Source organism: Nocardia sp. NPDC003999 (assembly GCF_053604885.1).
In genome coordinates, this window is record NZ_JBSGIB010000030.1 from 44,764 (window position 1) to 66,094 (window position 21,331).

A 21,331-nucleotide genomic window follows, 5' to 3' on the forward strand; every position below is an offset into this window, starting at 1 on the left:
GCCGACTGAGCGAAACGCCGGCGGCAGTCGAACGCGCCCTACGGGCAGCGGGCTTGAGCGGGACGCGCGACTCCCATCAAGGCGTTCCATTCGGCGCCGGTGAGATCCGGACCAGCATGCGCACAAGCGGCCCGGATCAGGCCGTCCGGTGAGATGTCCCGTTCGATCAGCGTCCCATCGACGCCGCCGGAGAACGCGGGACCGGGATTCACCGTCACGAGATACCGTCCATCAGCGGACAAGGCGACGGCGGATGGGACGTGCCAAACGGAATCAGGCTCGAGTTCGCCCAGATTCGTGCCGTCGGCGGCGAAGACAGTCAGATAGCCTGCCTCGTCTTTCGCGACGACCACGTTCGCGTCCGCAGCGGCGGCGAGCTGCGCGGCCGAGTTCCGAGTACTGCGGAAGGGGATCGTCCGCTCTCGATGCGAGCCGGTCCGATCCCAGATCTCTATGCTGTCTTTCCGGCGGATCAGCAGATGCCGTCCGGCGAACAACACCGACTGCGCGTCCTTGCCGTCGATGTCGTGCGCGTTTTGCTCTCGCGCCAAGTCATAGACCGATATGTGCTCGGCATCGCGCATGACCAGGAACTCTCCGGCCGCGTCGATTCCCGCTTCGACGACATGGTCTGTGTCGACCGCGCCGCCCAGCGGGATGAATTCCGAGTTGATGCCGCCGGTGGCCAGATCATGCAGATACGCCCGCCCCCTGCTGTCGAGAGAAACAGCGGTGGGTGATACGGACGACACACCGGCCGCCTCGACGCTGATCTGCGGTGGTGGCGAGGACAGGACCGTCACCTCGAACGGAGTCTCCACGTGGGGTTTGGGCGGGAATACACGTCGCTCGTAGCCGGATGCCGGATTCGCGGCGATTGCCAGCATCGTGCCATCCGCGCGCCAGGCGAGTTTCCCGGATAGTCCCGGTATGGAGAGCTGCCGGGAGGGGTTCGGCCCGAGCTGTTGGATGATCACCACGTCACTGTTGAGCGCCGATTCTCCCGGATCTTTGTCCTGACCGGTGATCACTGCGGTGCGCCCGTCCGGGGACAGCGACAAGCTTGGTTCACAAGAATTGCATCCTTTGACGATCGGCACCGCTAAAGATTTCGCCAGCCGGTCGCGCTGCGCGAGATCCCACAGGGTGATCAGTCGCCCGGACGCCGAAACCAGCTGCGTTTCGGAGGTCCCGAGGAAACGCAGTAGCTTCCGGTCGAAATCGACGGCGGTACCGGTGATCAGCGGTGGCGGTTCCGGAGGCCTCGGCTCGCCGGTGACGGGCCCGACATAGAACCCGGCGTCGGCACTGGGCACCGCCGCTATCCGCGCCGAGCGGCTGAGCACGGCGGGAGCCGATCGCCTCGGCATCGCGACGCCCACATATCCGGGCTCTGGGCGCACAGCGCTCGGAGTCGGACGCAGCCGGAAAACCGGCGCCGGAATACCGGGCAAGACGGCGCAGGCGAACGAGGACCCGTCGGGCGACAATTCCCCGACGCCTTGGCCGTCGCCGCAGGCGTTGTCGGTGTCGAAAGGTGAAAGATCTCGGTCGGCGCCGCCGCGAAGCGAGATCTGCCGCACCTTGCCGCCGGTTTCGAGCAGACGCAACGCCGTGTCGTCGGTGAACACCATGCTCGTCACCGCTCGGTCGATCGGATGTGACGAGAGAACCCGTCCAGCGGCATTGTCGATGATGTCGACCGTCCCCGGGGTGCCTTCCACCGCCTTGGTCTGCCTGCGATGGACCGCACCGAACTTCCCGGACGCGGATACGGCGACGACATCGACTTCGCTCGCGCCGGGCACGCCGAAGTCCGGCCGACCGGAGTTGCTGCCCCACAGTGTGATCGAGGCGCCATCCGTGGCGAGAACCGTCCGGCCGTCCGCGGCGACGGCCAGCGAGCGGATCTCGCCGGGCAAACGCGCGACCGAGGTCGTCACCGAGCCTCCCGGCGCCCATGTCACGACTTGTCCATCGGCGAGCCCGGCAACGACGGTTCGACCGTCGGCACTGCTCTGCAAGGCCGTGACCTCCGCAGGTGCCGCCACGTAACGAGCGACTTTCGGACTGGCCAGATTCGCGCGCAGCAGGGCGGCTTGGTGACGTGGACTCGGGTCGAGACGGTACGCCGCCACGGCCAGCAGCAGGGCCGCGCGGACATCCGTGGCCATCTTGGTGTCGGCGACGGAGGCCATGAGCCGCGCCGTGGCGATCTTGGCCTGCTCCTCGGCGCGATTGCTCTGCACCCGAGCCACGACCGCCGCGATCAGTGCCACGACGAGCAAGATGACCAACGCGCCGATGGCGGTTCTCGCCCAGCGCAAGTTCCGCTTGGTCTGCTGGTAACCCTCGGATTTGACGTCGGCCTCGGAGACGCCGCGAATCACCGCGGCGATCCCGACCGCGATGGCGTCGATGTCCGGACGCGGGACTCCGTTCGCGTCCGCACGCCATTTGAGCGTTTTGTATACGGGTTCGGACGCGAAAACACCGAACAGGCGTGGCGGTAGGGCGGTCGAGCGCGCCCGGTCCCAATCCCCGGCTTCTTCGTCCCAGAACAGGGACCCGGCACTGAGGACCAGCAATATCGTCTCGGGAGACCGATTCGCCAGCCACCACTCGATTTCGCGGTCCACCCATTTGGAGCCTGCGGCCTCGGGTGAAGCCACCACGACGAGCCACTCGGAACGCGACAGGCCCGCGACGATCTTGCCCCACAGTTCGGCACCGATCGGGACACCGCTGTAGTCGAGGAAGATGCGCGTTCGCGGGAAGCGGTACCAGGGTCGTGGCAGCTTCTCGATCGCGTTCTGGACCAGCGGAAGCACCGCACGGTCCCGCTCGCCGCTGTAGGACAGGAACGCGCCGTATCCGGTGTCCGCACGGGTGGTGCGGCGCCTCAGCCCCGCACGCACAACCGCTCCTCGCGTCCTACCGCGTTCGCGCCACCACGAGCCACGCCTCCCACCGGCATCAGGTCCCCTCTCCCGATCGTAGAGGCTCCTGCACTCGCCTCGACATCGATTCAACCACCGCGTCAGCGTTCGGAGCTCGATACCAGAAGATCAGTCCTGCAATCATTTTCGCCGATATGAGACGAGGACAGGCGATTCGGCGTTCGGTCACCACGTCATGCCGCGAATGTCCTGGGCGACGCACCGTGTGACGACGGCCTCGCACGTTCCCGCGGACTTCGGCGGTAGAAGTGGTCCATGACCAAGATTCTCGTCACGGGCGGAACCGGCGCGCTGGGCAGACAAGTGGTCGATCGGTTGCGTGAAGCGGGCCATGACGTACGGGTACTGTCCCGTCGCCCTGGCGCGGGCACGCACGTCGGCGACCTGCGAACCGGTGTCGGCGTAGCGGAGGCGGTGGCGGGAACCGAAGTGATCGTGCACGCGGCTTCGGATTTTCGTCGCGCGGGTGGCGCGGACCTCGAGCAAACCGAGAACCTGCTGCGGCATGCACGGGAGGTTCGGCACCTGCTCTACGTGTCGATCGTCGGAATCGACCGGATCCCGTTCCGGTACTACCGCAACAAGCTGGCCTGCGAGCAAGCCGTCGTCGACAGCGGCGTCCCGCACACGATCCTGCGGGCGACGCAGTTTCACGAGCTGATCGCTGCGCTGTTGCGGACCGTCGAGAAATGGCCGGTGGCGCCGTTGCCCACGACCTTTCGTTTCCAGCCGGTCGCCGCCGCCGACGTGGCGCGGCGGGTGGCCGAGTTGGCCGTGGGCGAGCCGCTCGGCCGGGCACCCGACTTCGGCGGTCCGGAGGTGCTGACGATGGCACAGTTGGCGCGGGGTTGGCAGGGTGTCCGGCATCGGCCCCGGCGTATCGTCCCGCTCCCCGTTCCGGGACGAGTCGGGAGCACGTTCCGGGCCGGGCTGAACACATGCCCGGATCATCCCGACGGCACGCAGACCTGGTCACAGTTCGTCGCGTCGAATCCGGCGAATCCCTACACCGGTCGGAAGAAGCCTTCCTGACCGCGAGACTTCGACCGCACCGACTCATTGCCGACGCGAACGGGGCGGGCCCAATCGTCCGGGCGCACGCGATCCGACGCCCGGCCCGCCCGCGAACCGCGGCCGGTTAAGCGCCGCTCAGGCTCTGTCGGCCGCCGCCGATTCGACGGCCGCCGAGCGCGTCGATGTCGGTCAGCGCGAATTCGGGCTGGCGCCCGCGGGAATGCCGGCGCGGCGCATGAGCAGGGTGGCCGGGCACCAGCCCACGGCGCTGTAGAGCAGCAGATTGGCCCCGACCAGGGCGGGAAGCAGCAGCCACCACGCCGAGATCGTCGCGGCGAGTACGGTGCCGAGCAGCACGAACGTTCCGGCCAGCAGCGGAACCAGGCGTGCGATGGTCCATTCACCTGGCCAGCTGGATTCGATCATCGGTCATCCTTCTCCAGATCACGCCCTCGCGGAACGCGTGCGTCACGCGAGGGCAAGGAACAGTTTCTCCAGTTGATCCACCGTCATCGGATCGGCGGTCTCGGCGTCGGGGTTCGCGAGGCATTCCCGCAGCCCGGTGGCGACGATCTTGAAACCCGCTCGGTCCAGTGCCTTGGAGACCGCGGCGAGCTGGGTGACCACGTCTTTGCAGTCCCGGCCCTGCTCGATCATCGCGATCACTCCGGCGAGCTGGCCGTGCGCGCGGCGCAGCCGATTGAGTACCGAGGCGATGGCGTCTTCGTCGCCGACCATGATGTTTCTCCTTCTCTCACTTAGTCTTCACAATACCCCTTAGGGTATTATCCGCCGACTCTGTCCGCTCGTGGGCGAAACTGACGGTGGGCAGAATCCGGCGCAGCCAAGCCGGGGACCACCACGCGGCCCTACCGGTCAAGCGCAGCGCGACCGGCAGCAACACCAAGCGCACCACCACCGCGTCCAGCAGCACCGCGACGCCGAGGATGATGCCCATCTCTTTCGGCGGAAGCGGATCGGCCAGCGCGAAGGTGAAGAACACCGCGACCATGACCGCCGCTGCGGCGAAGATGACCCGGCCGGAGTGGGCCAGCCCGTCGATGCCCGCCGTCCGGGGATCTCGCGAGCGCTCGTAGTGCTCCTTGGCCGTGGCCAACAGGAACACGGTGTAGTCCATGGCGATGGCGAAGATCATCGCGAAGAAGAACACCGGTCCCCAACCGTCGAGGAATCCCTGCGGACCGAAGCCGAGCAGGCCCGCGCCGTGACCGTCCTGGAAGATCAGCTTCGCCACACCGAACGCGGCCGCGGTCGACAAAAGGCTGACCAAGGTGCCCAGCGCGGCGATGAGCGGCGCTTGCAACGCCACCAACAGCAGGACGAAGCCCAGGACGAGGATCACCCCGACGACGATCGGCAGATAGTCGTCGAGCGCCTGTTGCAAGTCGAGGTTTTCCGCCGGTGCGCCGCCGACGAGGGCATCGGCAGGCAGTCGCTCACGCAGGTTGTCGAGGATGCCGCCCAGCCGGTCGTCGGAAGGATCGACGGCGGGCAGCGCCTGCATCATGACCAGGCCGGAATCATCCGCGGCGGGCGCGGGCGGCGTGACTGTAGCGATGCCGTCGGTCGTGGCTGCCGACTCGGCGGTGCGGGCGGCTTCGGCCTCGGGGACGACGATCTGCAATGCGCCTGGCGCGCCCTCGCCGAGTTGACGCTGGACCAGTTCGTAGCCCTGGCGCACGGGCGCGTCGGCGGGCACGACCTGGATCGAGGGCATCGCGACCTGCAATCCGGTGGCAGGCAACGCCAGCGCCGCCAGCACACCGAGCCCTGCGAGCGCGAACGGCCACGGATGATCGTGCAGTAGCTGCCCCCAGCGGGCGAACCGCGGCGAGCGATGCTGCTGACGGGTCGCGTACGGCAGTGCCGCGGCGTTGATCCGGCCACCCAGCGCGCCCAGCGCCGCAGGCAGCAACGTCAGCGTGGCGGCGAGCACGAACACCACCGCGAGCATGATTCCCACGGCCATGGTGCGCACCGCGGGCGCCGGAACGAGCAGCACCGCCGACAGGCTGACCAGCACGGTCAACCCGGAGAGCACGACAGCCTTGCCCGCGGTGGCCATGGTCTCGGCCACCGCCGAACGGGAATCGGCGGACTTGGTGAGCGCGTCACGGAAGCGGGCGACCAAGAACAGCGCGTAGTCGATGCCCAACGCGAGAGCGAACATCATGGCGAAGTTCATCGCCCACACCGAGATCGGCGTGAGGTGGTTGAGCAGCACCAGACCACCGGCCGAGGCGACCAGCCCGGCCACCGTCAGCAGCAGCGGAAGCCCGGCAGCGACCAGCGAGCCGAAGGCCAGCACCATGATCGCCAGCGTGACCGGCCAGGAGAACAGCTCGGCCTCGAGCATCGCCTCGTGGTTGGCCTTGTTGAAATCGCTCCACAACGCCGACGCACCGGTGGGATAGACCTCGACTCCGTCCCCGGACAGCGCGGTCAGCGCCGCCTTGTGCTCGTCGACGGCCTTGACCATGTCGTCGGTGGAGGCGTTCGCACCCGCGATCAGGATGCCGGTGTGGCCGTCCGGGCTGATCGTCATGCCCGGCTGCGGCGGGACGACGGCGCCGAAGCGGGAATCGTCCGCGAAGATCGCCGAGATCCGGCCCAATGTCTGCCGCATCGTCGGATCGGCGACGGTCTCGGTGTCGGAATGCACCACTACCTGCACCGCCGCCGACGAATTCCCGCCGAAGTGTTGCTGGGCCAGCTCACGGACCCGCACCGACTCCGAACCATCGGCCTGCCATCCGGCTCCGGCCAACGAAGTGAACACGCCGGGCGCCGCCGCCCCGAGCGCCACCAGCGACAACAGCCACACCGCGAACACGATCCGGGCCCGCCCTGCCATCATCGCGCCCCATCGCGCCAGCAGGCCGCCGGGCCGCACCGACTTGCCGGCGTCGACCCGGTCCTGCCCCATGAGTGTCGTCGGCCGCATCGGCGCTCCCTTTCCCTGCTGTACGAATCGCAGCACTCAACCTGCTCTGGCATACCCCTGGGGGCATAACCGACTATACCCATGGGGGTATATGAGATGTAGTGGCATACCCCACAGGTTCGGAGACTCCCGATGACAGCAGCGAGGGGAGCAGACTCCGTGTGGGTGAGCAACCCGTGCTCACGAACGCAGTGACTGCCTCACCCGCGCCGCCTCACGGGTGAGGTGGTCGCGTTCCGGCGCGCTGGTGGCTGCTCGGGATGCCTCGGCGTACAGCTCGGCGGCCTGCTCGAGGTCGCCGGCGCGTTCGAGGAGATAGGCGCGAACGGCGGTGTACCGGGGCAGATCGGAATCCACCTCGCTCAGCTCTGCCAAGCCGGCTTGCGGTCCGTCGGCCTCGCCGACGGCGACCGCGCGGTTGAGTCGCACCACCGGGCTACCCGTGAGGTGCAGTAGTTCGTCGTACCACTCCACGATCTGCACCCAGTCCGTCTCGGCGGCGCTCGGCGCATCCGCGTGCAGGGCGGCGATCGCGGCCTGCGCTTGGTATTCGCCCAAGCGGTCGCGAGCCAGCGCGGCTTGCAGAATCGTCACTCCTTCGGCGATCAGGCCGGTGTCCCAACGTGATCGGTCCTGTGCACCGAGCGGCACCAGGCGACCGCCAGGGCCGAGGCGAGACGCGCGGCGGGCATGGTGCAGCAGCATGAGCGCCAACAGGCCCGCGACCTCGGGCTCGTCGGTGGAGCCCGCCAGCTGACGGGTGAGGCGGATCGCTTCGGCTGCCAGATCGACGTCCCCGCCGTAACCCTCGTTGAAGACGAGGTAGAGGACGCGCAGCACCGTCGCCAGGTCGCCGGGTCGATCGAGCGGCAGCCCAGCGAGACGCCGCTTGGCCCGGCTGATCCGTTGTGCCATGGTCGCTTCGGGCACCAGGTAGGCCGTCGCGATCTGCCGCGTCGTCAGGCCGCCGACCGCGCGCAGCGTCAACGCGACGGCCGAGCCGGGCGACAGCGACGGGTGCGCGCACAGGAAGTAGAGCCACAGTGAGTCGTCCGTGCCCGGCACCGGACCGGTCGGCGGCTCGACCTCCACGGCGAGTTCCCGCCCGCGCCGCGACGTTTCGGTCCGGGCGACATCGAGGAACTTGTGCCAGGCGGCCGCGACGAGCCAGGCTTTCGCATCGCGCGGTGGATCGTCGGGCCAGCTTCGCAGCGCGCGGATCAGCGCCTCCTGCACGGCGTCCTCGGCCGACGCGAAGTCGGCTCCGCGCCGGACGAGGACACCGATCACCGCGGGCACGAGTTCCCGCAGCTGCGACTCGTTCACTCGGTGACCGTGGGCAGCGCGGTGAGGAACGGCCGCACCTCGAGCCACTCCTGGACCGGCTTCCCGCCCGCACCGGGTGCGGCGGACAGCTCCGCGGCCAGCTCGATGGCGCGCTCGTAGGTCTCGACGTCGATCACCATCCAGCCGGCGATCAGGTCCTTCGTCTCGGCGAACGGTCCATCGGTGACCGGCGGGCGGCCCTCGCCGTCCGAGCGGACGAACGTGCCCTGCGGGGAGAGCGCTTGACTGTCGACGAACTCGCCGGTGGCCTCGAGCCGCGCGGCGAAGTCCTGCATGTACTGGACGTGGGCCGCGAGTTCTTCCGGGGTCCACTGGTCCATCCGCACGTCGTTGACCGATGCCGGTGCGCCTCGGTAGTGCTTGAGCAGCAGATACTTGGCCATCATCTTCTCCTTGGATCGGTAGGGCCCATTCTTGCCGCGTCGCTCTCAGGCATGCTGACGTTCGGCCCGTTGCCGAATCAACTCCTCTACCGGGCTGGGCAGTGTTGTCTCGAAGTCGATGAGTTTCGCCCAAGTCGGGGTGACGACGATCCGGACCATGCCGTCGTAGAGCGAGCGGACCTCGGCCTCCCACTCGACGCGCTGCTCGGGTCTCATCTCGTAGCTGCCGTTCATCTGGAGATACTCGTCCGGGATGCCGTCGACGACGTCAAGCTCAGCGCGCCCGCGGATGAGCAGCAGCTTGGGCGGGTGGACCTCGGTGTCGATGGTCAGGGCAACCATCGGGTTCTTGCGCAGTGCGAACAACTTGGGGGCGTTCTTCGTGGTGCACAGCACGATCTCCGAGCCGTTCCAGGTGAAGCCGATCGGGATGCTGCGCGGTGTGCCATCCGTGGCGACATAGGCCAGCCGGGTCAGGTCGCGGGCCAGCAGCTCCTGGCTGATCGGACGGTTCAGGATCTCGGTGATCTCGGTCGCTCGCATGGTGATCGCTCCTACGTCGGGGTGGTCGAGCGACATGTCCGTAGCCGCTCGTATCCCTGGGACGGAGCCGACCGGACGTTCTCGACATCCGGAGCCGCGCCCACCCTATGCGCTCGCCGCGGAACAGGCTGCCGATCCACTCGTCCCGGATCTGCGGATCGGTGGAGGAGAGTAGCGGCAACTGCCGGTTCACGCGGCGGCCCATCGTGGCGAAGAGCGGTTGGCAGCGCGTTCAGCTCGCCGCATTGCTTCGGCGTGACCTTGTGCGCCGACGGTCACGGGTTCCTGCTGGGCATGGGTGTGCGACCTGGCGCACCGCCGTCTCCGGTCTCGGCCGGATCACCCGCGCCACGCTCGGATACTCACACGCCAGCCGGAACAGAAACGTCGGCGAACCGCCCGCGCCAGCAGGAAACGTCCAGTTCCGCGAACTCCAGCTGGCCCGACCCAACGAATCGCCCGCTACCAGGAGATAGGCCGAACATTGCTTTTTTCGGCGCGGCAACTACCGGTACTCGAATCGATCGAACGGCATCGATCGCGCCGGCTCGCGTCCTCGCGCCACCGATTCCGCGGTGGACGGCCGATGCTCAGCGAACCCGCGCCCGCACCAACTCGCCCGCTGCGACCCGATAGCGCTCGGCGATCAAGCGGACCACCGCCGGGTGCACGCCGATGGGTTCCGCGACGCCGTCCGCGCCCGCCTCGTGCAGACGCTGCTGGAACAGACCGTGCGCGAGCAGATAGGAGGCGACGAACACCCGGTCCGTCCCCGCCGCGCGCAGTTCCGCGACGACCTCCGGCACCCGCGGCGCACCGGTCGCGACGTAGCCGATACGGACCGGAACGCCGAGGTGTTCGGCCAGCAGCGCGGCCGCGCGCCGGACATCCTGGCGGGCCCGGGCGTCCGAGGAGCCCGCGGCGGCGAAGACCACCGCGTCACCCTCACGCCAACCCGCGGCACGCAGACGCATCGCCATGATCCGCGCGAGCGCCGGATCCGGTCCCATGGCGGGCGTGACCGTCACCGCGGGATGGTCGCTCTCGGCGACCTCGCGCGGCACGTCCTGGTAGACGTGATAACCCGAGGCCAGGAACGCCGGAACCACCACGGCGGGTACGGATTCCCCGGCCGGGGTCACCAGATCGCGCAGCACTTCCGAAGGCGAAGGACCGAGGACGTCCACGAATGCCGTACGCACCCAGGGCGTCTCGGTGCCGGGCCCCGAAATCCCGGCACCGAGCTCCTTCGTCACGGCCTCGGCGAGCGCCGCGATCATCTGCACGCCCTTGGTGCTGCGGGTCCCGTGGGCCACGAGCACCAGGGCGGGCGCGGTCACCAGCTCCCCGCAGTCTGGATGTACCGAGGTGCCCGGGTCGGAATTCCGACACCGGGCACCTGTGGTCCTCCTGTCGCGGTGGGCCGTGGGTTGTTGTCGATACATTCCGCCGGGTCCAGCGCGAGCCGATACCCACGTTTGACCACGGTCTGGATCGCTTTCGGCGTGCCGAGTCCGGCGCGCAGCCGGGCGATAGCGGTCTCCACCGCGTGCGTGTCGTCCCCGCCGCCGGGCAGCGCGGCCAACAGGTCCTCGCGCGAGACGACCCGGCCGGGCTGGCGGGCCAGCGAGCGCATCAGTGCCATCGGCGCGGGCGCCAGCTGACGCACCTCACCGTCGACCACTACGCACGCGCCGCGCACGCTGATGATGTGGCCTGCGGCGTGAATCCGGTTGGCCCGCCTGGGCAGTTCCTCGGCGACGTGGCGGGCCAGCGCTCCCAGCCTGGCTCGGCCCGGCATCGAGGTGGGCACCCCGAGTTCCTCCAGCGGCGCGGCCGTGATGGGGCCGACGCAGGCGGGCAGCACCCGGCCGCGCAGCGCGTACAGCAGCCCTTCCAGCAGCCCGGTCTCCTTGGCGCGCATCAACATCGACGCCACGGCGGGGGCGCTGGTGAAGGTGACACAGTCCATGCCCGAAGTGACGATGGCCTCGATCAGGTGGTCCATCGGCCCCTGATCGTCCGGCGGCACCCAGCGGTACACCGGCACCGGAACGACATCCGCTCCCGCGCAACGCAATACCTCGCAGAAGTCGGGCACCGGCTCCCACTCGGTGGTGGCCCCGTGCAACTGCACGGCGATCCGAACACCTTCCACGCCCTCGGCGAGCAGGTGATCGAGCACTTCGGCGGACGACTCGGAGGCCGGCGACCACTCTTCGCGCAGTTCCGCGGCGCGGATAGCGCCCTTGGCCTTCGGGCCGCGGGCGAGCATCCGAGTGGTCCCCAGCGTCGCGCGCAGGTCCTCGGCGAGACCCCAACCCTCGGCGGCCTCCATCCACCCACGGAAGCCGATTCCCGTGGTGGCCACGGTGATCTGCGGTGGAGCGGCGACCAACTGCCGGGTCACCCGCTCCAGCTCGTTGTCGTCGGCGAGCGGGATGATGCGGATTGCCGGTGCGGAAACGATGTTCGCGCCCCGGCGTTCCAGCAGTGTGGCGAATTCCTCCGCCCGACGGGCCGCCGTGATGCCCACCGTGAATCCGGCCAGGCTCGCGCCCGCGTCAACTGTTGTCATTGGGTTCATCCATCCGAGGACGCGAGCGCGGTGGCCACCGGCTCGTTGGAAATCGAGACGATGCCGTCGTCCACGCGCACCGCGTACACCGGCAGCATCGCCGATTCGTCGTCCAGGCAACGCCCGTCGACCAGGGAGAAGGCCTGCTTCAGCAGCGGCGAGGCCACGACGGGCGCCCCGCCGCGGTCGCCGACGATCCCGCGCGACATGACCGCCGCCCGGCCGATCGGATCGATATTGCCGACGGCATACAGCATGCCGTTCTCCAGCAGGAAAAGGGCGGCCTGTCGGCCACCTTTGAGCAACACCGCAACGCCGCGGCCGGGAATCAGGTAGTCGAGTCGGCAGGCCTGCGTCCACCCAGTGGTGGTAGCTGCGGCGATGCCGGGGGTATCGATCACGGTCATCGGTGTCATCCTCCAAACGCCTTACTCATTGGTACCGACGTTCTGTTTCCATGCGGTTAAGCGGTCATTTCCCCTGCGTGGCGACCGGAACTTCCGGCAGTCCGAGCAGGACGGGAACTTTCCGCTCCCCGGATTCGTCGAAGGAAATCGTCGGATCGGCTTCCTCCGGGGCGTTGACGAACGACACGAAGCGAGACAGCTTCTCTTCGTCTTCCAACACCGCGGCCCATTCGTCGCGGTAGCCGGCGACGTGCTGAGCCATCGCCGCTTCCAAATCCTCGGCGATGCCGAGGCTGTCCTCGCAGATGACCTGCTTGAGGTAATCGATACCGCCTTCCAGCGCCTCCTGCCACGGAGCGGTGCGCTGCAAACGATCAGCGGTGCGGATGTAGAACATCAGGTACCGGTCGATGTACTTGATCAGCGTCTCGTCGTCGAGTTCACCGGCCAGCAGGACGGCGTGCTTCGGGGTGAGACCGCCGTTGCCGCCGACGTAGAGGTTCCAGCCGTTCTCCGTGGCGATCACGCCGACGTCCTTGCCGCGCGCCTCGGCGCATTCGCGGGCGCAACCGGAGACCGCCAGCTTCAGCTTGTGCGGCGAACGCAGCCCGCGGTAACGCTTCTCCAGCAGCACGGCCATGCCGACCGAGTCCTGCTGACCGTAGCGGCACCAGGTGGAGCCGACGCAGCTCTTCACCGTGCGCAGCGACTTGCCGTACGCGTGACCGGATTCCATGCCCGCGTCCACCAGCCGCTTCCAGATCAGCGGCAACTGCTCGACGCGCGCGCCGAACAGGTCGATGCGCTGACCGCCGGTGACCTTCACGTACAGGCCGAATTCCTTGGCCACCTCGCCGATGGTGATCAGCTGCTCGGCGGTGACCTCACCGCCGGGCATCCTTGGCACCACCGAGTAGGTGCCGTTCTTCTGCAGGTTGGCCAGGAAGTGGTCGTTGGTGTCCTGCAGCCCGGCCTGCTCGCCGTCGAGGATGTGGTCGCTCGAGGTGGAGGCGAGGATGGACGCCACGGTCGGCTTGCAGATGTCGCAGCCGGTTCCCTTGCCGTACTTGGTGATCAGGCCGGAGAAGGTGCGGATGCCGGTGACCTGGACGATCTGGAACAACTCCGCACGCGACTGCTCGAAGTGCTCACACAGCGCCTTGGACATCTCCACGCCGGACTGCTCGAGCAGCTTCTTGAGCATGGGAACGCAACCGCCGCAGGAGGTTCCGGCGCTGGTGCAGCTCTTGATCCCGGGGATGTCGCAGGCGCCTTCGGCGATCGCCCCGCAGATCGCGCCCTTCGACACGTTGTTGCAGGAGCAGATCTGCGCGTCGTCGGGCAGTGCGTCGGCCCCGAGTTCGGCGCCCGCGGGCGAGATCAGCGCGGCCGGTTCGGCGGGCAGCGGGCGGCCGACCAGCGGACGCAGCGCCGAATAGGCGGTGGCGTCGCCGACCAGGATGCCGCCGAGCAGGGTCTTCGCGTCATCGGAGACGACCAGCTTGGCGTAGGTGCCCTTGGCCGCGTCGTGCAGCACCACCGACAGCGCGCCCTCGGTAACGCCGTGCGCGTCACCGAAACTGGCCACGTCGACACCGAGCAGCTTGAGCTTGGTCGACATGTCCGCACCGGGGAACTCGCCCGCGCCGCCCAACAGGCGGTCGGCCACGATCTCCGCGGTGGTGTACCCCGGCGCGACGAGGCCGTAGCACACGCCCTCCACCGCGGCGCATTCGCCGATGGCCCAGATGTTCGGGTCGGAGGTCTGCAGGCCCAGGTCGGTGACGATGCCGCCGCGGGGACCGACCTCCAGGCCCGCGTCGCGGGCGATCTGGTCGCGCGGGCGGACGCCGGCGGAGAACACGACCAACCCGGCATCGATCACCGTCTCGTCGGACAGGGTGACCTTCACTCCCTTGTCGGCCGCCTCGATCGAGGAGGTGCCCACACCGGTGTGCACGTACAAGCCGAGGTCGGTGACCAGGCGCTCCAGGATGGCACCGCCGCCCTCGTCGACCTGAGCGGGCATCAGCCGGGTGTTGTACTCCACCACGTGCGGGGTGAGCCCGAGCAGGCGCAGCGCGTTCGCGGCCTCCAGACCGAGCAAGCCGCCGCCGACCACCACGCCCACCGCGCCGGAACCGGCGGCTTCGGCGGCCGCGCGGATACCGTCCAGGTCGTCGAGGGTGCGATAGACGAAGCATTCCGGGCTGTCGTGGCCGGGCACCGGCGGCACGAACGGGTAGGAACCGGTGGCCAGCACGAGCGCGTCGTAGGCGAGGATGTCGCCCGAGGACGTGGTCACCTTGCGCGCGGCCCGGTCGATGGACTCGGCGCTCTGGCCCAGCCGCAGCTCGACCAGTTCGTCACCGGCGTACTCGTTGCCGGGCAGCGCGAGCGCGCTCGGGTCCCAGGCGCCGACGTAGGACGACAGGCCGACGCGGTCGTAGGCGGGCAGCTGCTCCTCGCTGAGGATGATCACCTGCCACTGGCCTTCGGTGTCGCGCGAGCGCAGCGCCTCGACGAACCGGTGCCCGACCATCCCGTGGCCGACGACCACCGCGGTCTTGCGAGCGACTGTGGGGTTCATCTGTGGGTCCTCCTGGACTGGATCGGGTGTCAGGCGCGGGCCGAGCCGGCGGACGGGGACTGGGAGTGACCGGCCTCGGCTTCGAGGACGAAGGTCTCGGCTTCGGTCACGACCTCGGAATCGGCGGGCAGGCCGCGCAGGCTGGGACGGCGCAGGAACACCGCCCAGACCACCAGGGCGCAGACCACGTAGAAGGCCATGAACACCCAGAACGCGGTGGTCGCGGACTTGGTGGACGCGTAGGAGGTGCGCAGCACCAGGTTGATGCCCACGCCGCCGAGTGCGCCGATGGCGCCGACGAAACCGATGAGCGCGCCGGAGGTGTTCTGCGACCAGGCCGCCCGTGCGGCGGGCGTGGCGTCCAGGCTCTTGGATTTCGCCTCGAACACCGACGGGATGATCTTGGTGACCGACCCGTTGCCGATGCCGGAGAGCACGAACAGGGCGATGAAGCCGACGACCAGGGCGGTCATCACACCGCCGCCCGCCACGCCGTTGTTGTTGTCTGCGGCCGTGCTGGCCACGGTGACCAGCACGGCCGCCGCCATCATGGCGCCGAAGACATAGAGGGTGACCCGGCTACCGCCGATGCGGTCGGCCCACTTGCCGCCGTAGGGCCGGGCCAGCGAGCCGAGCAGCGGGCCGATGAACGCGATCTGCGCGGCGTGCAGCGTGGCCTGCGCGACGGTGTCGCCGCCCGCGCGGAAGCTGATCTGCAGGATCTGGCCGAAGGCGAAGCTGTAGCCGATGAACGAGCCGAAGGTGCCGATGTAGAGGAACGCGATGGCCCAGGACTGCGGCACCTTGAGCGCCGTGAGCATGTAGGACAGGTCGGCCTTCTGGTTGGGCAGGTTGTCCATGAACAGCGCGGCGCCCAGGCCGGCGATCGCGATGAGCACCAGGTAGACCGCGCAGATCAGCGAGGCGTAAGCATTGCCGAGGGTCGCGATGACCAGCAGGCCGATCAGCTGGATCACCGGAACGCCGATGTTGCCGCCGCCCGCGTTCAGACCCAGCGCCCAGCCCTTGAGCCGCTGCGGGTAGAAAGCGTTGATGTTGGTCATCGAGGAGGCGAAGTTGCCGCCGCCGAAACCAGCGAACGCGGCGATCACGAGGAACGTCGTGTACGAGGTGCCGGGCTGGTTGACGAAGTACAGCGTGAGCAGCGTCGGGATCAGCAGCATCGCCGCGCTGAAGACCGTCCAGTTGCGTCCACCGAAGCGCGCGGTCGCCACGGTGTAGGGAATCCGCAGGAACGCGCCGACCAGGGTCGGCATGGCGACCAGGAAGAACTTGCCCGCCGGGTCGATGCCGAACTTGTCGGTCGGCATGAACAGCACCATCACCGACCAGATCGACCAGACCGAGAAGCCGACGTGCTCGGCGAAGACCGACCAGATCAGGTTGCGGCGGGCGATGTCCTTGCCGCCCGCTTCCCAAGCGGCGACGTCCTCCGCATCCCAATGATCGAGATGCGGCCTGCGGATCTTCGTCCGTCCCAGCGCTTCCAGACGGTTACGCGTCAGCGTGCTCAACGGGGCCTCCCAAAGTCGGTTGGCCCCACGGTAGGAAATGGGTATTGCCGAAATGCTGCGCGAAATGACCGTCAAATCAACGGTTGCTCACGATTACCGGTTCCGGGAGGTGAGTTTCGACCAAATGTTTCAGGCATGTGACGCAACAGTTTCCGTGCGTCACGAAAAGGCTTATCTCGAATTCGCCGACCGGTGAGGTGTGACGCGCGCTACTCCGCACAATTCGAATGCGCCCATCCTGACCCCGTTCGCACAGCCGCGCAACCCGAACTGTGAGATTTCCGGCCGACGGCCGCGCGCGTCAATTCCAGGTGTCCTCGAGCACGCGCGGCTTGCACGCCTGCCACGCACCGGCCAGCAGCACCAGCACGGCGACGCCGAGCATCGCGAACGGAGCCAGCCAGCCGCCCGTGGCCGTGTGCAGCACGCCGAACAACAGCGGACCCACGCAGGCCACCGCGTAGCCGACGCCCTGGGTGAAGCCGGACAGCGCGGCCGACCCGGCAGGCGTGCGGGTGCGCAGGTTGATCAGCGTCAGCGCCATCGGGAAGGTGCTCGGACCCAGGCCGAGCACGACCACCCACAGGATCGGCGCCGCCATCGGCGCGACCAGCAGCCCGGCGAACGCGATGAAGAACAGCGCCGCGCAACCCACCACCACGGGGAACGGATTGCGGAATCGGGCCACCACGGTCGGCGCGCTGAGCGCGGCGACCAGGCCGACCACGGCGAACAGACCGACCATGGCTCCGCCGTACGCCGCGCTCGCACCGGCCTCGCTCAGGATCTTCGGCAACCAGGCGAACATCGCGTAGGTGGTGAGCGAGGTCATGCCGAACATGCCCGCCATGCCCCAGGCGATCGGCGAACGCCACACCCGCCCGCTGTGCGGCTCCCGCACCGGCACGGCCGTGCGGTCCGCGCCGTCGCGCCCGCGACGGCCGCGCAGCACCGCCACCCACGGCACCGCAGCGGCGAAGCCGAGCAGACCCCACACGCCGAGCGAGACGCGCCAGCCGTGCGCGTCCGCCACCGGGACCGCGGTGACGGCGGGCACGACCGTGCCGAGTTGCACCATCACTATGTACAGCGAGCTGATCCCGGCCAGGCGATCCGGGAAGTACCGCTTCACCAGCGGCGGGATCACCACGTTGCCGATACCCATGCCCGCGAGGGCGAGCGCGGAGAACACCAGCAGTTCGGCGGTGCCCGACATCAGCACCCGGATCGACATGCCCGCACCCGCCATCAGCATGGCCGTCAGCGCGGTGCGCTCCAGCCCGAGCCGGACCGCCAAGACCGGGGTGAGCAGCCCGGACAGCGCGAACATGGCGGTGGGGAGCATCCCGAAGACGCCGACAACGGCGGTGCCGTAACCGATTTCGGCGCCGATCCGCTCGGCGAGCGGGCTGAACGCGGTGACCGCGACTCGTAGGGTGAGCGCCGACATCACGATGGCTGCCAGGACCAGCGCCCGGCCCTCGATCAGCGCACGTCGACGGCGCTCGACCAGGACGGATTCCTGGCGAGCCTCGGTTTCGGGAAGGGTCGCAGACACCGAGAAATCATAGGATGACCGGATGAAGTGCGGCAACGATTTGTGATGGGCGGTACTCTGTCGAGGTGCAACCCGTCCGGCGCACCAGCCTCATCGCCCAGGTCACCGAGCAGCTGCGTGCCGAAATCCGTTCCGGCCGTTGGCCGATCGGCTCCCGCATCCCCACGGAGCCGGAGCTCACCGAGCTCACCGGCACCGGCCGCAACACGGTGCGCGAGGCCGTCCAGGCCCTCGTGCACGCCGGCATGCTGGAGCGTCGCCAAGGGTCGGGAACCTACGTGATCGCGGCCTCCGACCTCGGCGGGACGCTGGGCAAGTACTTCGCCGACGCCGAGGAACGCGACGTGCTGGAGCTGCGCCTCGCGCTGGACGTCACCGCCGCGGGCCTGGCCGCGCGCCGCCGCGACGACTCCGACATCGCGAACCTGCTGCGCCTGCTGGCCGAACGCGACAAGAAATGGGAAGACGACCCCGCCTCCGCGATCGAGGCGGACGTCCAGTTGCACCGCGCGATCGTCGTCGCCAGCCACAACGCGGTGTATCTCGAGTTCTACGATTCGCTGCTGCCCATCATCGAACAGGTCATCCGCGCGCGGACCGCCAAATCGGATGACTCCTATACCGACGAACACGCCGCGCTCGTGCACGCCGTGATCGACGGCGATCCCGAACGGGCCGCCTCCGCGACACGCTGCTTCCTCAACTCTCTCATCGCGGAATATCCGGACGCGCGGTAAACGGCGTCAGGTAACCAAGTGGTCACCATTCCCGGCCGCGCAATGTGAGTCGGATTTGCCGGGAACGTCATCGAGGGCCACGGGGACGCAACAAGCGGCTCATACCTTTGTCTCGACCGTAGCTAGGCACTCGACAGCCGCCGGCGGCACTGCGCCGCGATGAGGGCCGGTCGAGCCGAATCGAGAGGAAGCCGATGACCGCCGTAGCAGCCACCGGCCAGCAGTCGCAGCCAACGACTTTCGAATATCAGAAACGTGGCCGGTGGCTCGACCACTGGGATCCCGACAATCCGACGTTCTGGGCATCCGGCGGTGCGAAAACCGCGCGCAAGAATCTCATCTTCTCCGTGTTCGCCGAGAATCTCGGCTTCAGCATCTGGGTCATCTGGGGCACCGTGGTGACCAGCATGGGCGCCGCCGGATTCGACTTCCTCGCCGGGCTCGGCAAGGGCAACCCCACCGCGGTGAGCAACGCGCTGCTGCTGACCTCCACCCCCACCCTGGTCGGCGCCGCGCTGCGCATTCCGTACACCTTCGCCGTTCCCCGGTTCGGCGGCCGGGCGTTCACTGTGTTCAGCGCGGGGATGCTGCTGCTTCCCACGCTCGGCCTGGCCTACTTCGTCAACCAGCCGGGCACGCCGATGTGGGTGTTCCTGTTGCTCGCGGCGCTCGCGGGCGTCGGAGGCGGCAACTTCTCCTCCTCGATGGCCAACATCAACTTCTTCTTCCCCGAGGGCAAGAAGGGTGCGGCGCTGGGCATCAACGCGGCGGGCGGCAACCTGGGCGTCGCCCAGACCCAGCTGGTGCTGCCGTTGCTGATCACCCTCGGCACGCACATCATGGCCAAGGATCCGGGCGGCTATCGCTTCGGCATCACGCTGTCGGTGCTGGTCTGGGTGCCGTTCATCCTGGCCGCCGCGTTCGGCGCGCTGCGTTACATGGACAGCATCGGCACCGCCAAGTCCGATGGGAAGTCCTACCGGCGGGCGCTCACCAACCGGCACACCTGGGTGATGGCGATCCTCTACATCGGCACCTTCGGATCGTTCATCGGCTTCTCCTTCGCCTTCCCGACCCTCATCAAGGCCAACTTCCCGGACCTGGCGAAGATCGGCTGGATCACCACGCTCGGTAACCTCGCGTTCCTCGGCGCACTGGTCGGGTCGTTCAGCCGTCCGTTCGGCGGCTGGGTGTCGGACAAGGTCGGCGGCGCGAAGATCACCCTGTACGTCTTCGGCGGCATGGCGGTCGCGGTCGCGCTGATCATGGCCGGGCTGGAACTGAAGAGCTTCCCGCTGTACCTGATCGCGTTCCTGCTGCTGTTCGTGCTCACCGGCATCGGCAACGGCTCGACCTACCGGATGATCCCGACCATCTTCAGCGCGGAGTCCAAGAAGTACGCCGCCGAGCACGGCCTCGACCTCACCGAAGCCGCCGCCTCGGCCAAACGTCAGGCGGGCGCGGCGATCGGCGTCATCGGCGCGGTCGGCGCCTCCGGTGGCTGGCTGTTGCAGCAGGCGCTGCGGTTGTCCAACACCCACTTGCACAGCATGGCCCCCGCGTTCTGGGCCTACGCCGGTGCGTTCCTGGTGATGGCGGCCATCACCTGGTGGTTCTACCTGCGGTCCTCGTTCGCCATCCAGCGCGTCCCCTCGCTGGCCTACGCGAACGTCTGACCGATCGGCCTGTCCCGCGGTCCGGACCCCGCGGGACACGGGCGTCATCTCCGCCGCCCCCTCCGGCGGAGCCGCCCACCCCACAACCGAACGTCCGCCCGTCGCCCGGGGCCAGATCCCGGGTCCGGCAACGGGTCCCGGCCTGCACCGGGACGACGCGCGGACGTTCGGTTTCGTCGTGCAACCCGGCAGTGATCGACTCACCGACTCGATTCAGGACCGTGGGTCCCGACTTCGTCCTGACCGTAGGTCACCGGATCCCTTTGGAATGGTTCAGAATTCGAGTTCGGACCAGGGAATGGCGATTGGGAATGGAAGTCGATCTCGATGCCGCCCGAATCACCGGGTACCCATTCACCGACCATGAGGTAGTTGGACGCGTGGAGCGGATGAACCCCCTCCGGAAGCTGAGCATGCCCGGTCTCGACCGCGTAGGCACGAACAATGGCGATGGCGCTCGCTTCCCGGGCCAGAGTCACTTCCCAATACCATGGAATTCCGGCGCTCGCGTACCGAACCTTCTTCGCCTCGATGTCAGCCTGGGTGTTGGATGGCGACAGGACCTCCCCGACCAGCAAGGTGTCGCCGCCACGGACATCCTGATACGGGGTTTCGAGACACCTGTGAACGAGGAAGTCGGGAGTAAGGAAATCGGACTTGCCAGTGCGGCCCAGAAAGACATTCGTCTCCGTCGTGACGCGCCAGCAATGCTGTGTGTGCTCGGACATGTCTTGCCCGGCGCAGCGGCGCAAGGCGCTCCACATCAAATTCGTGAATGTTTGATGTTCGGAGGGACCGCGGCGCACCCAGACCACGCGGCCGTTCCACAACTCGATCTGACTCGCGATCTCCTCCGGGAGTCGCTCCAACTCCTCCCAGGTCATGTACTCGGGGAGGTCGGGCCGCTCGATACGCGGAACGGGCATGCCGCAATAGTAGATGACCTGCCCACCCAGGAGGGGCTACCGAGCGGCGGTCGACACGGTGCTTGGTCTGGTTGCGCGGTCCCCGGTGACGAGACCACCCGGGAGTAGAACC

The 21,331-nt window shown here is 68.1% G+C and carries 17 protein-coding genes and 1 pseudogene; 4 read left to right on the forward strand and 14 right to left on the reverse strand.

Translation table 11 applies throughout. From position 1 onward, the window contains the following. Positions 1-38 precede the first annotated feature (38 nt). Complete coding sequence (locus ACWESM_RS34020) at positions 39-2,918, reverse strand: hypothetical protein (protein WP_452495267.1); 2,880 nt, start codon at positions 2,916-2,918, stop codon at positions 39-41. Positions 2,919-3,215: 297 nt separating this feature from the next. Between ACWESM_RS34020 and ACWESM_RS34025 the strand changes: the two genes are divergently transcribed. Next, entirely contained in the window at positions 3,216-3,992 is a 777-nt protein-coding gene (locus ACWESM_RS34025) for an SDR family oxidoreductase (protein WP_452495268.1), read from the forward strand. A 171-nt stretch (positions 3,993-4,163) separates the two neighbouring features. Here ACWESM_RS34025 and ACWESM_RS34030 read toward each other — a convergent pair whose 3' ends face one another. From ACWESM_RS34030 to ACWESM_RS34080, 11 genes are all read right to left on the reverse strand, one after another. Then, positions 4,164-4,400 carry a YgaP family membrane protein gene (locus tag ACWESM_RS34030; RefSeq protein WP_397077419.1) on the reverse strand — a complete coding sequence of 79 codons (237 nt, stop codon included), beginning with the start codon at positions 4,398-4,400 and terminating at the stop codon, positions 4,164-4,166. Positions 4,401-4,442: 42 nt separating this feature from the next. After that, positions 4,443-4,712: a metal-sensitive transcriptional regulator gene (locus ACWESM_RS34035; RefSeq protein WP_355079796.1), complete on the reverse strand. Its 270-nt coding sequence runs from the start codon at positions 4,710-4,712 to the stop codon at positions 4,443-4,445. Positions 4,713-4,728: 16 nt separating this feature from the next. Next, entirely contained in the window at positions 4,729-6,921 is a 2,193-nt protein-coding gene (locus tag ACWESM_RS34040; RefSeq protein ID WP_452495288.1) for an MMPL family transporter, read from the reverse strand. Between the two features lie 198 nt (positions 6,922-7,119). Beyond that, on the reverse strand, positions 7,120-8,265 hold the full coding sequence (locus ACWESM_RS34045) for an RNA polymerase sigma factor (RefSeq protein WP_364437630.1): 1,146 nt from the start codon (positions 8,263-8,265) through the stop codon (positions 7,120-7,122). Next, complete coding sequence (locus tag ACWESM_RS34050) at positions 8,262-8,669, reverse strand: YciI family protein (RefSeq protein WP_355079800.1); 408 nt, start codon at positions 8,667-8,669, stop codon at positions 8,262-8,264. Before ACWESM_RS34050 ends, ACWESM_RS34045 begins: the two co-directional genes overlap by 4 nt. A 45-nt stretch (positions 8,670-8,714) precedes the next feature. Further along, positions 8,715-9,212, reverse strand: a complete 498-nt coding sequence (locus tag ACWESM_RS34055) for a pyridoxamine 5'-phosphate oxidase family protein (RefSeq protein ID WP_452495270.1) — start codon at positions 9,210-9,212, stop codon at positions 8,715-8,717. A 590-nt stretch (positions 9,213-9,802) separates the two neighbouring features. Next, positions 9,803-10,552 carry a sirohydrochlorin chelatase gene (locus ACWESM_RS34060; protein WP_364437637.1) on the reverse strand — a complete coding sequence of 250 codons (750 nt, stop codon included), beginning with the start codon at positions 10,550-10,552 and terminating at the stop codon, positions 9,803-9,805. Continuing rightward, positions 10,549-11,790, reverse strand: coding sequence for a uroporphyrinogen-III synthase (locus ACWESM_RS34065; protein ID WP_452495272.1), 1,242 nt, complete (start codon positions 11,788-11,790; stop codon positions 10,549-10,551). Before ACWESM_RS34065 ends, ACWESM_RS34060 begins: the two co-directional genes overlap by 4 nt. A 5-nt stretch (positions 11,791-11,795) precedes the next feature. Next, positions 11,796-12,197 carry a nitrite reductase small subunit NirD gene (gene nirD / locus ACWESM_RS34070; RefSeq protein WP_355079807.1) on the reverse strand — a complete coding sequence of 134 codons (402 nt, stop codon included), beginning with the start codon at positions 12,195-12,197 and terminating at the stop codon, positions 11,796-11,798. A 64-nt stretch (positions 12,198-12,261) separates the two neighbouring features. Beyond that, entirely contained in the window at positions 12,262-14,787 is a 2,526-nt protein-coding gene (gene nirB / locus ACWESM_RS34075) for a nitrite reductase large subunit NirB (protein ID WP_355079809.1), read from the reverse strand. A gap of 29 nt (positions 14,788-14,816) precedes the next feature. Then, complete coding sequence (locus ACWESM_RS34080) at positions 14,817-16,274, reverse strand: nitrate/nitrite transporter (RefSeq protein ID WP_364437711.1); 1,458 nt, start codon at positions 16,272-16,274, stop codon at positions 14,817-14,819. Positions 16,275-16,359: 85 nt separating this feature from the next. Between ACWESM_RS34080 and ACWESM_RS34085 the strand changes: the two genes are divergently transcribed. Further along, the gene (locus tag ACWESM_RS34085; protein WP_355079811.1) at positions 16,360-16,518 is read left to right on the forward strand and encodes a hypothetical protein; all 159 of its coding nucleotides are present in this window, start codon (positions 16,360-16,362) and stop codon (positions 16,516-16,518) included. Positions 16,519-16,623: 105 nt separating this feature from the next. Here ACWESM_RS34085 and ACWESM_RS34090 read toward each other — a convergent pair whose 3' ends face one another. Then, positions 16,624-17,880 carry an MFS transporter gene (locus ACWESM_RS34090; RefSeq protein ID WP_364437644.1) on the reverse strand — a complete coding sequence of 419 codons (1,257 nt, stop codon included), beginning with the start codon at positions 17,878-17,880 and terminating at the stop codon, positions 16,624-16,626. A 65-nt stretch (positions 17,881-17,945) separates the two neighbouring features. Between ACWESM_RS34090 and ACWESM_RS34095 the strand changes: the two genes are divergently transcribed. Beyond that, positions 17,946-18,617: a FadR/GntR family transcriptional regulator gene (locus ACWESM_RS34095; RefSeq protein WP_355079815.1), complete on the forward strand. Its 672-nt coding sequence runs from the start codon at positions 17,946-17,948 to the stop codon at positions 18,615-18,617. A gap of 194 nt (positions 18,618-18,811) precedes the next feature. Continuing rightward, entirely contained in the window at positions 18,812-20,293 is a 1,482-nt protein-coding gene (locus ACWESM_RS34100; protein ID WP_356960720.1) for a nitrate/nitrite transporter, read from the forward strand. A 273-nt stretch (positions 20,294-20,566) separates the two neighbouring features. Here the strand turns inward: ACWESM_RS34100 and ACWESM_RS34105 are convergent. Further along, a pseudogene (locus ACWESM_RS34105) lies at positions 20,567-21,219 on the reverse strand (Uma2 family endonuclease). Between the last annotated feature and the right edge of the window lie 112 nt (positions 21,220-21,331).

What these genes read in the sequence shown, in the direction of transcription:
- ACWESM_RS34025 (WP_452495268.1), top strand. Translation starts at nt 3,216, where the DNA reads ATGACCAAGATTCTCGTCACGGGCGGAACCGGCGCGCTGGGCAGACAA.
- ACWESM_RS34030 (WP_397077419.1), bottom strand. Translation starts at nt 4,400, where the DNA reads ATGATCGAATCCAGCTGGCCAGGTGAATGGACCATCGCACGCCTGGTT.
- ACWESM_RS34035 (WP_355079796.1), bottom strand. Translation starts at nt 4,712, where the DNA reads ATGGTCGGCGACGAAGACGCCATCGCCTCGGTACTCAATCGGCTGCGC.
- ACWESM_RS34040 (WP_452495288.1), bottom strand. Translation starts at nt 6,921, where the DNA reads ATGGGGCAGGACCGGGTCGACGCCGGCAAGTCGGTGCGGCCCGGCGGC.
- ACWESM_RS34050 (WP_355079800.1), bottom strand. Translation starts at nt 8,669, where the DNA reads ATGGCCAAGTATCTGCTGCTCAAGCACTACCGAGGCGCACCGGCATCG.
- ACWESM_RS34055 (WP_452495270.1), bottom strand. Translation starts at nt 9,212, where the DNA reads ATGCGAGCGACCGAGATCACCGAGATCCTGAACCGTCCGATCAGCCAG.
- ACWESM_RS34065 (WP_452495272.1), bottom strand. Translation starts at nt 11,790, where the DNA reads ATGACAACAGTTGACGCGGGCGCGAGCCTGGCCGGATTCACGGTGGGC.
- nirD (WP_355079807.1), bottom strand. Translation starts at nt 12,197, where the DNA reads ATGACCGTGATCGATACCCCCGGCATCGCCGCAGCTACCACCACTGGG.
- nirB (WP_355079809.1), bottom strand. Translation starts at nt 14,787, where the DNA reads ATGAACCCCACAGTCGCTCGCAAGACCGCGGTGGTCGTCGGCCACGGG.
- ACWESM_RS34085 (WP_355079811.1), top strand. Translation starts at nt 16,360, where the DNA reads ATGGGTATTGCCGAAATGCTGCGCGAAATGACCGTCAAATCAACGGTT.
- ACWESM_RS34100 (WP_356960720.1), top strand. Translation starts at nt 18,812, where the DNA reads ATGACCGCCGTAGCAGCCACCGGCCAGCAGTCGCAGCCAACGACTTTC.